The sequence below is a fragment of the Alloyangia mangrovi genome (genome assembly GCF_002300555.2).
Classification (GTDB): Bacteria; Pseudomonadota; Alphaproteobacteria; order Rhodobacterales; family Rhodobacteraceae; genus Salipiger; species Salipiger mangrovi.
On record NZ_NTHN02000014.1, the window covers coordinates 52,752 to 66,690 of the forward strand.

Sequence of the window (13,939 nt, forward strand, 5' to 3'; positions counted from 1 at the left end):
GTCAGCTGATCTCGGGCTGGGGCAGGAGGCTCGGCACCCGGGCCAGCAGGGCCTGCAGCCCGGGTTCGTCGACCATCCTAGCCGCTTCCCTCGGCAAGACCCAGCGCCGTTCGCGCTGGCCGGCCTCGGGGTAGTCGTCGCTGAGCGCGCGCACCTCGGCGGCATAGACAAAGACCACCGTGTCGAGCGGCAGGCCGCCGTCGAGACGCTTCTGGTACCGGTAGCTGCCGATCTCGGCGGTATCTCCGCTCCCGAAGACGACGCCGGCTTCTTCCCAGGCTTCCTCGAGCGCGGCCCCGGCGGAGTCGAGCCCGGCCTTGGGCCAGCCCTTGGGCAGGACCCAGCGCCCGGTGTCCCGCGAGGTGATCAGCAGCACCTCCAGACCCTCGGGGCAATCAGCATGACGATAGCACATCGCCGCGACCTGAAATCGCGGCGGCCGCCGGAACGCCGGGCCGATCACCTTATGCCAGAGGTTTCGAAACATGGCGCGCCTCCTAGCACCGAAGCCGGGAGATCTTCAATCTATATCGGGACGCGTGCGCTCACATGTGACCGTTTCACGCAAGGTCACGCTGGCGGGCCGGCGCTTGACTGTCCTACGCCGCAGGCCCAGCTTTGCCGCAACGAGACAGACACAGGAGTTTTCCATGACGTCGACCCCCATCGACCCGACGCTGATCGACCGGCTTGCCGAAGTGGCCGTGCGCACCGGCGTGAACATCCAGCCCGGCCAGCAGCTCGTGCTGACCGCCCCGGTCTCGGCGCTGCCGCTGGTGCGCGCGGTGACCCGCGCCGCCTATCGCGCCGGCGCCTCGCTGGTGACCCCGCTGCTGTCGGATTCCGACGTTGCGCTGGCGCGCTTCGAGGAAGGCCAGGACGCCAGCTTCGACGCCGCTGCGGGCTGGCTCTATGGTGGCATGGCCGAGGCCTTCGGCGAGGGTGCCGCACGCATGGCCATCGTCGGCGAGGACCCGATGCTGCTCGCCGGGCAGGACCCGGCCAAGGTGTCGCGCGCCGGCAAGGCCAACTCGATCGCCTACAAGCCGGCAATGGAGAAGATCACCAACTTCAACATCAACTGGTCGATCTGCGCATGGCCGGGCGTGGCCTGGGCCAAGCGCATGTTCCCCGAGCTTTCCGAGCCCGAGGCGCAGGCCAAGCTGGCCGAGGCGATCTTCGCCGCCTCGCGGGTCACCGGCGACGACCCCGTCGCCGCTTGGGCCGAGCACAACGCGACCCTGCGCGCCCGCACCGAGTGGCTGAACGCCGAGCGCTTCTCGGCGCTGCATTTCACCGGCCCGGGCACCGACCTGACCATCGGGCTGGCGGATGGCCACGAGTGGCACGGCGGCGCCAGCACCTCGCAGAACGGCGTCGTGTGCAACCCGAACGTGCCGACCGAAGAGGTCTTCACCACCCCGCACGCGCATCGCGTCGAGGGCACCGTACGCTCGACCAAGCCGCTGTCGCACCAAGGCAGCCTGATCGACGGCATCGAGGTGCGCTTCGAAGGTGGCCGGATCGTCGAGGCCAGGGCCTCGCAGGGCGAGGAAGTGTTGCGCGAGCTGCTGGCGACCGACGAGGGCGCGGCGCGCCTCGGTGAAGTGGCGCTGGTTCCGCACAGTTCGCCGATCTCGCAGTCGGGCCTGCTGTTCTACAACACGCTCTTCGACGAGAATGCCGCCTGCCACATCGCGCTGGGTCAGTGCTACTCGAAGTGCTTCCTCGATGGCGCCTCGCTTACGCCGGATGAGGTCGCGGCGCAGGGCGGCAACAGCTCGATGATCCACGTCGACTGGATGATCGGCGACGCCGAGACCGACATCGACGGCATCCGCGAGGATGGCACACGCGTGCCGGTCTTCCGCAAGGGCGAGTGGGCCTGAGGCCCGGCGCCTCTTTCAAGATGAAAATCGCGGGAGCCGCGCCGGGGAAACCCGGCGCGGCTTTCGCGTCGCACGGGCGCCAAAAGTATTAACTGCACGTTAACTTAGCGCATTGTCCACAGGGCGACTCGGGGTACACTTAATCCGCTGCCACGCGAGTATGAGGGGGTTGGTTCATGCGCAAGACAGAGACAGTCACCATCAGCGGCGAGATTCTTTCCTATGCGGAAGGCCTCGTGGCCCGCGGTGAATACCGCGATGTCGGGTCTGCGATCGAAGGCGAGCTGCTGAAGGCCCGCGCCCGGCGTTCGGGCAAGATCAGCCCATTTCAGAACGAGCTGCGCGGTCGCCTGATGATCCAGCCCGACCAATGGGACGCCATGGGCGTCTCGTCGGAGCCCTTCTTCGGCGATGATCCTGCGCTTGCGCGGATGATCGAAGACCGCAGTTGACGCCACAGTTGACGCCTCTTTCCGATCAATCGTGATCGTCGCGCGGGCGGCCATGCTCGATCAGCGCGGCGATCAGGTTTGAGAGCACCTCGGCCCGGCTGGTGGTCGGGCGCTGCACCACGCCGAGCCGGCGGTGGATCGGCGGCGCGCCGAAGGGAAACCAGTCGAGCGCCGCGGTGATCGAATCCTGAAGTGCGACGTAGGGGATGATCGCAAAACCCAGCCCCGCCCGCACGCAGCCCACCACCGCGGTCATCGTGTTGACCGAGACCACTTGCCGCGGCGCGACGCCAAGCCGGGCAATCTCGGTATCGATCTGGCGCGCCAGCGGAACCTGCGTGCGGTAGCGGATGTAGGGCACCTGCCGCACGAGGTCGTGGATCGCCAGTCCGCCGGTGCCTGGCGGCGTGATCACCACCAAGGGCTCGCTCAGCACCTCGGTCCAGCGCAGGCTCGGCGGCACAGCGACGTGCTCGGCGACCAGCGCCGCGTCGAGCTGGCCCGAGACCACCTCGGCCATGAGTTCCTCGGACATGCCGATGCGCAGGCGGAAGCTGAGCTCGGGATAGCGGCCCTGCAAGGAGGCCAGCGCCTGCGGCACCAGCGAGTTCGCCCCGGTGCGCAGTGTGCCGAAGGCCAGCGTGCCACCGACGTCGCCGCCGGTGACCGAGGCCCTGGTCTCGGTGACGATGCGCAGGATCTGCCGTGCCGATCGCAGCATCTCGGCGCCCTTGGCGGTGAGCACTGGCGGGCGCCGCGTGCGGTCGTAGAGCTGCACGCCCAGTTCCGCCTCCAGCGCCGAGACCTGCTGGCTGACCGCCGAGGCGGTGAGGTTGATCGCCTGTGCCGCGGCGGCGAAACCGCCATGCTGCTCGATGGCGAGAAGGGTCTGTAGCTGTCGGGTATCCATTGGCGCAAAGTAAGTAAAGCTAAAGATAATGGCAATAACTTCGCGCTTTGTGTGGCTTCGCCTTGTGTTACTTCGGGGTTACCCAACCAGAACGTCGGCGGAGAAACCGCCAGCTTGCCAACATACACAGGGAGCCTCCCCATGAACCTTCGCACGGGCCTTGCCGCCCTCCTTGCCGCCGCCACGCTCACCGCCGCGCCTGCCAGCGCCGCCGACTACCCCGACCACCCGGTCGAGTTCATCGTGCCCTGGTCGCCGGGCGGCGGGTCGGACACGCTGATGCGCCTCATCGCAGGCAATATCGCGCCCTACCTCGGCACCGAGATGCCGATCATCAACATGCCCGGCGTCGGCGGCACCGTCGGCCTGCGCGAAGCCTCGCGCCGCGCCAACGATGGCTACACCATCAGCCAGGTGCACGAAGGCCTGCTGACCGCCTCCGAGACCGGCATCACCGACCTCCGCTGGGATGACTTCGAGCCGATCGCGCTGATGACCGCCTCGCCGCAGTACCTCGTGGTGCATCCGACAGAGGATTACTCGGACTTCGAGGAGTTCGTGACCTTCGCCAAGGCTCACCCGGGCGAGATCACCATGGGCGTCACCCTGGGCGGCGTGCCGCACCTGCACGCGGCGATGATCGAACAGGCCTACGGCCTGCAGTTCCAATACGTCGGCTATGAAGGCACCGGCGAGCGGGTGCGCGCCCTCGTCGGCGGCAACCTCGACGCGGCGATCGGCGACATCTCGTCGTCGAAGCAGTTCGTCGACAACGGCGATCTGCAGTTCCTCGCCGTCGGCGCCTCGGAGCGCGTGGACGAAGCCCCCGAAGTGCCGACCTTCAAGGAGCTTGGCGCCGATCTCGAGCTGCAGGTGACCCGCGGCATCGTGATGCCGAAGGGCGCCCCGCAGGAGGCCCGCGACAAGATGGAAGCGGCGCTCGAGGCGCTGTCGAAGGACGAGACCTACATCGAGCAGACCAACAACGCCGGTGCCTCGGTCGATTTCCGCGGCCAAGAGGACTTCCGCACCTACCTGTCGAAGCTCGATGAGACCGTGAAGTCGCTGGCAGAGGTTCTCGCACCGTGAGCGACGCCGGCTACGACAAGCAGCAGGCACGGGAGGCGGGCGAGATTGCCCGCCTCCTGAGCTACGTGCTGATCCTTCTCGCCTCGGTCGGGCTGTTTGTCTCGGCCACTGCGATTCCCACCTCGCGCTTCGAGAAACTCGGCGCGGGGGCGTTTCCCAAGATCGTCTTCGCCGGCATCGCGCTGGTGGCGGTGATCGCCATCATCGACGCGCTGCGCAAGATCCCCGCCGGCGCCTATGGCCGCTTTGCCTGCCAGACCGTGGCCTGGGCCAGGCGCCGCTACCTGGTCTTTGTCGTTCTGGCGACGCTGGCGGTCTACCTGCTGGCGATCCCGCTACTCGGCTTCTCGGTCGCGAGTTTCCTCTTCATCCTCGGGCTCGAGCTGGTGCTCATGCCGCGCCGCCCCGCGACGCTGCTGGTGGCGGTAATCGTGGCGGCGGTCTTCTCCTTCGGGCTGAACTGGCTCTTTGCCGAGGTCTTCACCGTCTTCCTGCCGCGCGGGGTGCTCTGATATGGACAGCTTCCTTTCCGGTGCGGCGCAGATTTTCACGCTCGCCACGCTGATCTACATGCTCGCTGGCTCGCTGGCCGGCATCATCGCCGCCGCGATCCCCGGCTTCACCGTCACCATGGCCATCGTGCTGACGCTGCCGCTGACCTTCACCATGGAGCCGCTGCAGGGCATCGCGGTGATGCTCTCGGTCTACGTGGGCGGCTACACCGGTGGCCTGATCTCTGCCGCGCTGCTCGGCATTCCCGGCACGCCCTCGTCGGTGGCCACCACCTTCGACGCCTTCCCCATGGCCCGCAACGGCGAGCCCGGACGGGCGCTGTCGCTGGGTGTCTGGGCCTCGTTCTTCGGCACGATCATCTCGACCGTGGTGCTGATCGTCGCCGCGCCGCCGCTGGCGATGTTCGCGGTGAAGCTCGGCCCGTGGGAATATTTCTCGCTGATCGTCTTCGCGCTGACCATCGTCGCCAGCCTCGTCGGCGACAGCGTGATCCGCGGCCTGCTGGCGGGTCTCATCGGCCTGGCCATCTCGACCGTCGGCACCGATCCGATCATGGGCCGGCCGCGCTTCGACTTCGGCATCGAGATGCTGGAGACCGGGCTGCCGTTCCTCGTGGTGTTGATCGGCATCTTCGCGATCTCGCAGCTGACCTCCGAGGTCGAGGATGCGAAATCCGTCCGCTCGGGCAATGCGCTGGTGACCGGCGCCATCGACTTCCAGACCTGGAAGGTGATGAAGGAGGTGCTGCTGCGCCCGGTGAACCTGATCCGCTCGTCCATCGTCGGCGTGCTGATCGGCGCGCTGCCGGGGGCAGGGGGCTCGATCGCCAACCTCGTCGCCTACGACCAGGCCAAGCGCAACTCCAAGGATCCCGACAGCTTCGGCAAGGGCAACCCCGATGGCGTCGTCGCCTCGGAGGCGGGCAACTCCGCCACCGCCGGTGGCGGTCTTATACCGCTCATCGGCCTCGGCATCCCGGGCTCGGCGGTGGACGCGATCCTCATGGCCTCGCTGATGGTGCACGGCATCTCGGTCGGCCCGCGGCTGATCATGGACCACGCAGACCTCGTCTACGGCATGTTCATCGCCATGGCGGTCGCCTCGCTGATGATGCTCTTCGTCTCGGTGGTGTCGATGCGGATGTTCCTGCGCGTCGCCGAGGTGCCGAAATGGCTTATCGTGCCGGTGGTCATGGTCTGCTGCGTCGTCGGCTCCTTCGCGCTCAACAACCGGGTGACCGACCTCTACCTGCTCGGCTTCATCGGGGTGGCGGGCTACGCGCTGCGCGCGCTCGGCTACTCGCTGGCGCCGCTGGTGCTGGGCGTCATTCTCGGCCCGATCGCCGAGACCAACCTGCGCCGGGCGCTGATGACCGATGCCGACCCGTCGCTGTTCTTCACCCGCCCGATCAGCCTCATCTTCCTCATCGCGGCCGTCGTCTCGATCGCCTGGGCGATCCGCGGCCATCTGAAACAACGTAAAACTTCCGGGAGGAGCACCGATGCGCCTGCGTCATGATCCCGTCTACCCGTCGCGCCGTTCGCCTGTCTTGGCTGAAAACATCGTGGCGACCTCGCAGCCGCTGGCCACGCAGGCCGGGCTGACCATCCTGCAGCAGGGCGGCAACGCGGTGGATGCCGCGATCGCCACCGCCGCCGCGCTGACCGTGGTCGAGCCCACCGGCAACGGTCTCGGCTCGGATGCCTTCTGCATCCTCTGGGACGGCAAGCAGCTGCACGGGCTCAACGCCTCGGGCCGCGCGCCCGCCGCCTGGTCGCCCGAACGCTTCCCGAACGGCATGGTCCAGCACGGCTGGGACGCGGTGACGGTTCCGGGCGCGGTCAGCGCCTGGGTCGAGCTGTCGGAGCGCTTCGGCAAGCTGGGGCTGGCGACGGTGCTGGCGCCCGCGATCCGCTACGCGGAAGAGGGCTTCATCGTCTCGCCGGTGATCGCCACGCTCTGGGCCAAAGGCGGCGAGACGCTGGGCAAGCAGCCTGGCTTTGCCGAGACCTTCCTGCCCGGCGGCCGCGCGCCCAAGGCGGGCGAGCGCTTCCGCAACCCGGGCGCCGCGCGCACCCTGCGGGCGATTGCCGAAACCAAGGGCCGCGCCTTCTATGAGGGCGAGATCGCCGAGGAGATCGTCGCTTTCGCCAAGGCCCATGGCGGCGCGATGACCATGGAGGATCTGGCCAGCCACAAGCCCGACTGGTGCGGCACGGTCAGCCAGTCCTTCGACGACGTCGAGCTGCACGAGATCCCGCCGAACGGGCAGGGGATCGCCGCGCTCATGGCGCTGGGGATGCTCCAGCACACCTCGATCCGCGATCACGGCCCGGACGATCTGACCGCCGTGCACCTGCAGATCGAGGCGATCAAGCTGGCCTATGCCGACCTGCACGCCTTCGTCGCCGACCGCGATCACATGACCGAGGTCGACGAGACCGCGCTGCTGGATCCGGAGTACCTCAAGTCCCGCGCTGCGCTGATCTCGGAAGACAAGGCACAGGACTTCGGCCCCGGCGCGCCGAAGCGCGGCGGTACGGTGCTGCTGAACGTGGCGGATGCCTCGGGCATGATGGTGAGCTTCATCCAGTCCAACTACGCCGGCTTCGGCTCGGGCGTGGTGGTTCCGGGCACCGGCGTGTCGATGCAGAACCGTGGCTTCGGCTTCACCACCGAGGAGGGCCATCCCAACCGGGTGGCGGGCGGCAAGCGTCCCTTCCACACGATCATCCCGGGCTTTGCCATGAAGAAGGGTGAGCCGCTCATGGCCTTCGGCATGATGGGCGGGCCGATCCAGGCGCAGGGCCACATGCAGTTGCTGCTGCGCACCGAGCTCTGGGATCAGGACGTGCAGACTGCGGCCGACGCGCCGCGCTGGCGGATGATCGAGGGGCTCGACCTGGCCTGCGAGCCGAGCATGGCGCCGGACCTGCTGGAGGGTCTCAAAGCGCTCGGCCACAAGGTGCAGGTCGAGGCGCCGGACAACGCCTTTGGCTTTGGTGGTGCACAATTGGTGCACCGTCTGCCGGAAGGCGGCTTTGCGGCAGGCTCGGATCCGCGTAAGGATGGGCAGGCCGCAGGGTTCTGAGGCCCATCCGCACCACGATGGGAGCGGCGCGCGCGCCGGAGAGGAAAGAGCAGGAGAAGAGATGAAGTATCTCAAACGCATCGGCATCGACACCTACATGCTGTTGCTCATCGCCACGGTCTGCCTTGGCCTGTTGCTGCCAGCGCAGGGCATCGCGGCCGCGGGTTTGAAGCACGTGACCTTCTGGGCTGTCGCGCTGTTGTTCTTTCTCTACGGGGCCAAGCTCGACCCTTCGTCGGTGCGCGCGGGACTACTGAACTGGCGGCTGCAGGGGCTGACCTTTGCCGCGACCTACGCGATGTTCCCGCTGCTTGGCCTGTTCCTGGCCTGGGTCTTCTCGCCAGCCCTCGGAGCGACGGTCACCCTGGGGCTGCTGTTCCTGTCGGTGTTGCCCTCGACGGTGCAGTCTTCGATCGCCTTCACCTCGATCGCCGGGGGCAACGTGCCCGCGGCGATCTGCGCCGCGTCGCTGTCGAACATCGTCGGCGTGGCGCTGACACCCGCCCTCGTGGCGCTGATGCTGCACCAGGGGGATGGCGGGGTGAGCTTCGACTCGATCGTCAAGATCGGCACGCAGATCCTTCTGCCCTTCGTCCTTGGACAACTCCTCCGGCCCTGGGTCGGCGACTTCGTCAAGCGCCACAAGCTGCTGACGATGGTGGTCGACCGCGGCTCGATCCTGCTGATCGTCTATTCGGCCTTCAGCGCAGGCACGGTCTCGGGCCTGTGGCAGCGGATCCCGACCGCGAGCCTGATCATGCTGGTGCTGGTGGTGTTGCTTTTCCTTGCCATCGCGATGCTGCTGATGGTGGGGGCGGGTAAGCTCTTCGGCCTGCCGTACCCGGATCGGGCGGTGCTGTTCTACTGCGGCTCGACCAAGAGCCTCGCCTCGGGCCTGCCGATCGCGACGGCGCTCTTTGCCGCCGACCAGGTCGGGGCGATCGTGCTGCCGGTGATGATCTACCACATGAGCCAGCTGCTGGTCTGCGCCTTCGTCTCGCAGAAGGCGGCGCGGCGCGAACAGGCCGAGGCCGTCCCGGCGAGCTGACGCAGGCCTCCTTTCATGCGTCCCGAAGGCCCGGCAGATGCCGGGCCTTTTGACGTAGCGGCCCGGCGGGAAGAGCACGCCTCGCTGGGTTAGGACGCGGCTAATCCAAGGCGATGAATTTCATGGTTTGTCAGTCGCCGGCGGCGCGGTACTTACCTCGGGTCGACCCCGGCCGGAAAAGGACTCGCCATGCCCGTTGAAACCACCGACACGCTGGTCATCGGCGCGGGACAGGCCGGTGTCGCCATGAGCGAGCATCTCACCCGCGAAGGCGTCCCGCATCTCGTGCTGGAAAAGAGCCGCATCGCCGAGCGCTGGCGCAGCGGCCGCTGGGATTCGCTGGTTGCCAACGGCCCGGCCTGGCACGACCGCTTTCCCGGCATGGAATTCGACGGCGACGGCGAGGCCTTCCCGGGCAAGGATACCGTGGCCGATTACTTCGAGCGCTACGCCGCCAAGCATGGCGCGCCGATCCGCTGCGGGGTGGAGGTGACCAAGGTCCGGCGCCTCGACGGGCGAGTGGGTTTCCGGGTCGAGACCTCGGAGGGGGTGATCGAGGCTCGGAACGTCGTCTCGGCCACCGGTCCGTTCCAGACCCCGGTGATCCCGCCCGTCGTGCCGCAGGAGGCGCCGGTCCTGCAGCTCCATTCGGCGCAGTACCGGAATCCGGACCAGCTTCCCGAGGGCGCGGTACTGGTGGTGGGCGCGGGCTCTTCGGGCGCGCAGATCGCCGACGAGCTGAACCGGGCGGGGCGCAAGGTCTATCTCTCGGTCGGCCCGCACGGCCGCCCGCCGCGGAGCTATCGCGGCCGCGACTACTGCTGGTGGCTGGGGGTGCTGGGGCTGTGGGACATCCCCGCCCCGACACCGGGCACCGAGCATGTGACCATCGCAGTGAGCGGCGCGCAGGGCGGGCGGACCGTCGATTTCCGCCAGCTCGCGGCGGAGGGCATCACGCTTGTCGGCCGCACCGAGGGCTATGCCGATGGCCGGCTGAGCTTCGGCGAGGATCTCCTGCGCAACATCCGTCAGGGCGACGCCGATTACCTGTCGATGCTCGAGCAGGCAGACGCATACGCCGCGCGCAACGGGCTCGACCTGCCCGAGGAACCCGAGGCATGGCGGATGTTGCCGGACCCGGATTGCGTGACCGAGCCGCTGCGCAGGCTCGATCTCGCCGAGGCCGGGGTGGGGACGATCCTTTGGGCGACCGGCTACGCGCTTGATTACGGCTGGCTGGAGCTCAACGTGCTCGATGACAGGGGCCGCCCTGTGCAGGAGCGTGGGGTCTCGCCCGAGCGCGGTTTCTACTTCCTCGGCCTGCCGTGGCTGTCGCGCCGCGGGTCGAGTTTCATCTGGGGCGTCTGGCACGACGCCCGCTACATCGCCGATCAGATCGTGATCCAGCGCAGCTATTCCAGCTACGACGACCAGGCCCGCCGCCGCCAACCGGCGAAGGCCGCAGAATAACCCCAACGGAGCGCCAGATGGCCCATACCCGCATCCGCAAGTTCAACACCAAGGACACCTACCCCGAGCAGAAGCTCGACAACGATCTCTGCCAGGCGGTGGTTGCCGAGGGAAAGATGGTGTTCCTGCGCGGCCAGTGCCCGCAGAACCTAGACGATGCCAAGAACATCGAGAGCCACGACCCCGTCGAGCAGACCCATAAGGTCATGCAGAACATCCGCCAGCTGATGGAGGAATGCGGCGGCGCGATGGAGCATGTCTGCCGCGTGCAGGTGTTCCTGACCGACGTGCGCAACCGCGAGGCGGTCTACCGGACCATGGGCGAATACATCAAGGGCGTGCACCCGGTGTCCACCGGTCTTGTCGTGACCGCGCTGGCGCGTCCCGACTGGCTGGTCGAGATCGAGGCGACCGCCGTCATCCCGCACGACTACAAGGCCTGATCGCGACATGACCTTCTCGCTTGTCGCCCGCTGCCCCGAGACCGGTATGTTCGGTCTGGTGATCTCGTCCTCCTCGCCCGCCGTTGCGGCGCGTTGCTCCTTTGCGCGCGCCGGGGTGGGGGCGGTGGCCACGCAGAACGTCACGGACCCTTCGCTTGGTCCGCTGGCGCTTGACCTGATGGAAGGGGGGCTCAGCGCGCCCGAGGCCATCGCCGAGGTCCAGAAGCGCGGCACGTTCATCGCCTACCGGCAGGTTCTGGCGGTGGATGCCGCAGGGCGCACGGCGATCCACTCGGGGCCGAATTCGCTTGGCATCTGGACGCAGGCGCAGGCCGAGAACGCGGCCTCGGGCGGCAACCTGCTGGCCAATGACGGCGTGCCGCAGGCCATGGTCGATGCCTATCTGGAGGCCACGGGCCATATCGGCGACCGGCTGATCGCCGCGTTGCGCGGTGCGCTTGCGGCAGGGGGAGAGGCCGGGCCGGTGCATTCGGCGGGTCTCAAGATCGTAGACAAGGTGAGCTGGCCCGTGGCCGACCTGCGTTGCGACTGGACCGACGACTGCCCGATCAAGGCGGTGGCCGCCGCCTGGGAGGTCTACAAGCCCCAGCTCGAGGCCTACGTGCAGCGCGCGCTCGACCCGCGCGAGGCGCCCTCCTACGGGGTGCCGGGCGACGAGTGAGCGTAGCGGCGGAAGACAAAAGGGCCGCGTCCGGCAAGGACGCGGCCCTTTTGGTTGCGTCGGGGTGGTCTCAGCCGACGATGAGCTGCTTGAGCTTCAGCGCCTCGTATTCCAGCGCGGTCAGCCGGTAGTTCACCACGTCGCCGATCGAGATCATGCCGATCAGATCATCACCATCCAGAACAGGCATGTGGCGGAAGCGCCCGTCGGTCATCCGGCGAAGCACTCGCACGAGCGTCTCGTCGGGGGTGCAGGTCTCGACCTTCGTGGTCATCAGCTCGGCCACGGTCTGCGGCAGGGTGCGCCCCGGCGTGTCGGCGAGGCGGCGGACGATGTCGCGCTCCGAGAGGATCCCGACCAGCTCTCCCTGCGGATCCTTGACCAGAAGCGCACCGATGCGCTGGTCGCGCAGCACCTCGACGGCCGTGCCGATGGTCTCCTGCGGCTGGATCCAGTAGAGCTCGCCGTTCTTGCTGTTCAGCACGTGCTGCACCGTCGCCTCGGCTGCCGACAGGTTGGTTTCGACAGACTGGCTGTGGCTGCGTTCGTGATCGTCGTCGTCGCGGGTATGAGGTTTGTATGAAGCTGGCATGGCGTTACCCTCCCTTGAACCTCTTTCAGGTTAGTGCAATCAGCGCACGAGTAAACGAATTCCAGCCGAGAGGTCTGAATCTTGCCCGAGCTTACGCTGACTCCCGCCAGCGCCACGGTGCTCTTCGTGATCGCCTGCCTCGCCGGTTATCGCTACCGCAGCGTGTGGAAGGCCGAAGGTCCGCGCTGGCAGCTCTGGGTGTTCGGACTGATCGCGGCGGCGGTATTGCTGGTGCTGGGGCTGACGCCGCTGACTGGGGGCTGAGGCCACCCGGCTCCGGGCCAGCAATACCAATCCACCGAAAATGAAAACGCCGGCCCGAAGGCCGGCGTTTCGAATTCGGATGATGCATGCCGCTCAGGTCGCCGCGCGTTCCTCGCGCTCCATCTCCTCAAGCATCTTGCGCGCCTTGGGGCAGTGCAGACGGTCGCGGAGCGGGCTGTCTGGGTCGACTTCCTGTTTGCAGACCACGCAGCGGTCGGCACCGGCAATGGCGTTGAGCCCTCCGCAGCTGCCCTTGATCGTGCGCCCGTTGAGAATGACGCCGAGCGCCATGCCCAGCATCACGATCATCAGCAGTCCGAAGGCAAGCAGGAAGGTCGACACGTCGAAACGTCCTTTTCAGCGGCGGGAGGCGATCAGGCCTGCAGCGCGGTGAAGCGGTCGCTGGCGGTGATCTCGAAGCCCTTGTCGCCCGCCTTGCCCGAGCGATCAATGAAGAGTGTCGCCATATCACGCTGATTTGCGATCTCGAGACCACGCTCGCGGCCCAGCACCAGCAGCGCGGTCGCCCAGGCGTCGGCCAGCATGGTGTTCTCGGCCATCACGGTCACCGAGGCGGTGTTGTGGGTCACCGGGCGGCCGGTGGTGGCGTCGATGATGTGCGAGTAGCGCTTGCCTTCGAAGTCGAAGTAGTTGCGGTAATCGCCCGAGGTCGCCATGCCCATGTCCGACACGGCCACGACCTGCTGAACGCCGCGGTTGAAGGCTTCCGGGGTCTCGATGCCGATGTGCCAGGGCTGGCCGTCGGGGTTCTTGCCCGCGGTGTAGAGATCGCCACCCACCTCGACCATGTAGTCGGTGATTCCGAAGCTGGCGAGGGTGCGGGCGACCTGGTCGATGCCGAAGCCCTTGCCGATCGCCGAGAGGTATACCTCGGCCTCGGGGCGAATCTTCTGCAGCGCGCCATTGCCGACAGCCACAGACTGCGACTGGCCGCAGCAGGCCAGCGCCTGCGCGATCTCGGCCTCGGAGGGCATGTCGTTGCGGCTCTTGCCGGCGCCGAAGCCCCAGAGGTCGATCAGCGGGCCGACGGTGACGTCGAAGGCGCCGCCGGTGGCGGCGTTGATCTCATGCGCGGCGCTCATCACGTGGGCAACTTCCGGCGAGACGGCGAAATGATCGGTGGCACCGGCGGCGTTGAAACGCGAGATTTCCGAGCTGGCATCCCAGTTCGACATCTGCGCGGTCACCTGCGTCAGGCTGGCGTCCACGGCCTTCTGCAGATCGGCCTTCTCGATCTTGTTGCTGTGGTCGATGGCCGCGATCGAGTAGCTCGTGCCCATGGTCAGCCCGGAGAGTTCGAGCACGGACCACCCTTTCTTGCAGGCGGCCAGCGCGAAAGGCATCACGAGGAAGCTACGGCGAGAAAAGGTAAGAGGGTTCATCCGGTATCTCCGCAGGAAGCTGTAGGGTCGACGATGAGACAAAGGGCTTCTGAGCCGTTTTGGCGGGTGATTCAACATTAAATTCGAAACTTT

16 protein-coding genes are annotated in these 13,939 nt (G+C 67.2%); 11 read left to right on the plus strand and 5 right to left on the minus strand.

Going from position 1 to position 13,939, the window contains the following annotated elements; all coding sequences use genetic code 11:
* Position 1 precedes the first annotated feature (1 nt).
* Positions 2–487, minus strand: coding sequence for an NUDIX hydrolase (locus CLG85_RS09765; protein ID WP_095883464.1), 486 nt, complete (start codon positions 485–487; stop codon positions 2–4).
* Positions 488–650: 163 nt separating this feature from the next.
* On the opposite strand from CLG85_RS09765, the gene CLG85_RS09770 reads away from it, so the two are divergent.
* A complete protein-coding gene (locus tag CLG85_RS09770; RefSeq protein ID WP_095883463.1) occupies positions 651–1,889 on the plus strand; it encodes an aminopeptidase in 1,239 nt (412 codons plus the stop codon).
* Between the two features lie 176 nt (positions 1,890–2,065).
* Positions 2,066–2,341 (plus strand): hypothetical protein, encoded by a 276-nt coding sequence (locus tag CLG85_RS09775; RefSeq protein WP_095883462.1) that lies wholly within the window; start codon positions 2,066–2,068, stop codon positions 2,339–2,341.
* Between the two features lie 25 nt (positions 2,342–2,366).
* On the opposite strand, the gene CLG85_RS09780 is transcribed toward CLG85_RS09775, so the two are convergent.
* Positions 2,367–3,251, minus strand: coding sequence for a LysR family transcriptional regulator (locus CLG85_RS09780; protein ID WP_095883461.1), 885 nt, complete (start codon positions 3,249–3,251; stop codon positions 2,367–2,369).
* A 141-nt stretch (positions 3,252–3,392) separates the two neighbouring features.
* Between CLG85_RS09780 and CLG85_RS09785 the strand changes: the two genes are divergently transcribed.
* From CLG85_RS09785 to CLG85_RS09820, 8 genes are all read left to right on the plus strand, one after another.
* Positions 3,393–4,340 (plus strand): tripartite tricarboxylate transporter substrate binding protein, encoded by a 948-nt coding sequence (locus CLG85_RS09785; protein WP_095883460.1) that lies wholly within the window; start codon positions 3,393–3,395, stop codon positions 4,338–4,340.
* Complete coding sequence (locus CLG85_RS09790) at positions 4,337–4,852, plus strand: tripartite tricarboxylate transporter TctB family protein (protein WP_095883459.1); 516 nt, start codon at positions 4,337–4,339, stop codon at positions 4,850–4,852. Before CLG85_RS09785 ends, CLG85_RS09790 begins: the two co-directional genes overlap by 4 nt.
* 1 nt (position 4,853) lies before the next feature.
* Complete coding sequence (locus CLG85_RS09795; RefSeq protein WP_260348798.1) at positions 4,854–6,371, plus strand: tripartite tricarboxylate transporter permease; 1,518 nt, start codon at positions 4,854–4,856, stop codon at positions 6,369–6,371.
* Positions 6,355–7,944, plus strand: coding sequence for a gamma-glutamyltransferase family protein (locus CLG85_RS09800; RefSeq protein WP_260348800.1), 1,590 nt, complete (start codon positions 6,355–6,357; stop codon positions 7,942–7,944). Before CLG85_RS09795 ends, CLG85_RS09800 begins: the two co-directional genes overlap by 17 nt.
* A 61-nt stretch (positions 7,945–8,005) precedes the next feature.
* Entirely contained in the window at positions 8,006–8,992 is a 987-nt protein-coding gene (locus CLG85_RS09805) for a bile acid:sodium symporter family protein (protein ID WP_095882813.1), read from the plus strand.
* A 189-nt stretch (positions 8,993–9,181) separates the two neighbouring features.
* Positions 9,182–10,462 carry a flavin-containing monooxygenase gene (locus tag CLG85_RS09810; protein ID WP_095882814.1) on the plus strand — a complete coding sequence of 427 codons (1,281 nt, stop codon included), beginning with the start codon at positions 9,182–9,184 and terminating at the stop codon, positions 10,460–10,462.
* A gap of 17 nt (positions 10,463–10,479) precedes the next feature.
* On the plus strand, positions 10,480–10,905 hold the full coding sequence (locus CLG85_RS09815; protein WP_092422995.1) for a RidA family protein: 426 nt from the start codon (positions 10,480–10,482) through the stop codon (positions 10,903–10,905).
* Between the two features lie 7 nt (positions 10,906–10,912).
* Complete coding sequence (locus tag CLG85_RS09820) at positions 10,913–11,587, plus strand: DUF1028 domain-containing protein (protein WP_095882815.1); 675 nt, start codon at positions 10,913–10,915, stop codon at positions 11,585–11,587.
* A gap of 70 nt (positions 11,588–11,657) precedes the next feature.
* On the opposite strand, the gene CLG85_RS09825 is transcribed toward CLG85_RS09820, so the two are convergent.
* Positions 11,658–12,179, minus strand: coding sequence for a CBS domain-containing protein (locus CLG85_RS09825; RefSeq protein WP_095882816.1), 522 nt, complete (start codon positions 12,177–12,179; stop codon positions 11,658–11,660).
* 81 nt (positions 12,180–12,260) lie between these two features.
* On the opposite strand from CLG85_RS09825, the gene CLG85_RS09830 reads away from it, so the two are divergent.
* Positions 12,261–12,443: a hypothetical protein gene (locus CLG85_RS09830; protein WP_095882817.1), complete on the plus strand. Its 183-nt coding sequence runs from the start codon at positions 12,261–12,263 to the stop codon at positions 12,441–12,443.
* 93 nt (positions 12,444–12,536) lie between these two features.
* Here CLG85_RS09830 and nqrM read toward each other — a convergent pair whose 3' ends face one another.
* Positions 12,537–12,785: a (Na+)-NQR maturation NqrM gene (gene nqrM / locus CLG85_RS09835; RefSeq protein ID WP_095882818.1), complete on the minus strand. Its 249-nt coding sequence runs from the start codon at positions 12,783–12,785 to the stop codon at positions 12,537–12,539.
* Between the two features lie 32 nt (positions 12,786–12,817).
* Complete coding sequence (locus CLG85_RS09840) at positions 12,818–13,846, minus strand: FAD:protein FMN transferase (protein WP_235865430.1); 1,029 nt, start codon at positions 13,844–13,846, stop codon at positions 12,818–12,820.
* Positions 13,847–13,939: the final 93 nt, after the last annotated feature.

Coding starts and splice junctions, on each gene's coding strand:
- CLG85_RS09765 (WP_095883464.1), bottom strand. CDS start 487: ATGTTTCGAAACCTCTGGCATAAGGTGATCGGCCCGGCGTTCCGGCGG.
- CLG85_RS09770 (WP_095883463.1), top strand. CDS start 651: ATGACGTCGACCCCCATCGACCCGACGCTGATCGACCGGCTTGCCGAA.
- CLG85_RS09775 (WP_095883462.1), top strand. CDS start 2,066: ATGCGCAAGACAGAGACAGTCACCATCAGCGGCGAGATTCTTTCCTAT.
- CLG85_RS09780 (WP_095883461.1), bottom strand. CDS start 3,251: ATGGATACCCGACAGCTACAGACCCTTCTCGCCATCGAGCAGCATGGC.
- CLG85_RS09785 (WP_095883460.1), top strand. CDS start 3,393: ATGAACCTTCGCACGGGCCTTGCCGCCCTCCTTGCCGCCGCCACGCTC.
- CLG85_RS09795 (WP_260348798.1), top strand. CDS start 4,854: ATGGACAGCTTCCTTTCCGGTGCGGCGCAGATTTTCACGCTCGCCACG.
- CLG85_RS09800 (WP_260348800.1), top strand. CDS start 6,355: ATGCGCCTGCGTCATGATCCCGTCTACCCGTCGCGCCGTTCGCCTGTC.
- CLG85_RS09805 (WP_095882813.1), top strand. CDS start 8,006: ATGAAGTATCTCAAACGCATCGGCATCGACACCTACATGCTGTTGCTC.
- CLG85_RS09810 (WP_095882814.1), top strand. CDS start 9,182: ATGCCCGTTGAAACCACCGACACGCTGGTCATCGGCGCGGGACAGGCC.
- CLG85_RS09815 (WP_092422995.1), top strand. CDS start 10,480: ATGGCCCATACCCGCATCCGCAAGTTCAACACCAAGGACACCTACCCC.
- CLG85_RS09820 (WP_095882815.1), top strand. CDS start 10,913: ATGACCTTCTCGCTTGTCGCCCGCTGCCCCGAGACCGGTATGTTCGGT.
- CLG85_RS09825 (WP_095882816.1), bottom strand. CDS start 12,179: ATGCCAGCTTCATACAAACCTCATACCCGCGACGACGACGATCACGAA.
- CLG85_RS09840 (WP_235865430.1), bottom strand. CDS start 13,846: ATGAACCCTCTTACCTTTTCTCGCCGTAGCTTCCTCGTGATGCCTTTC.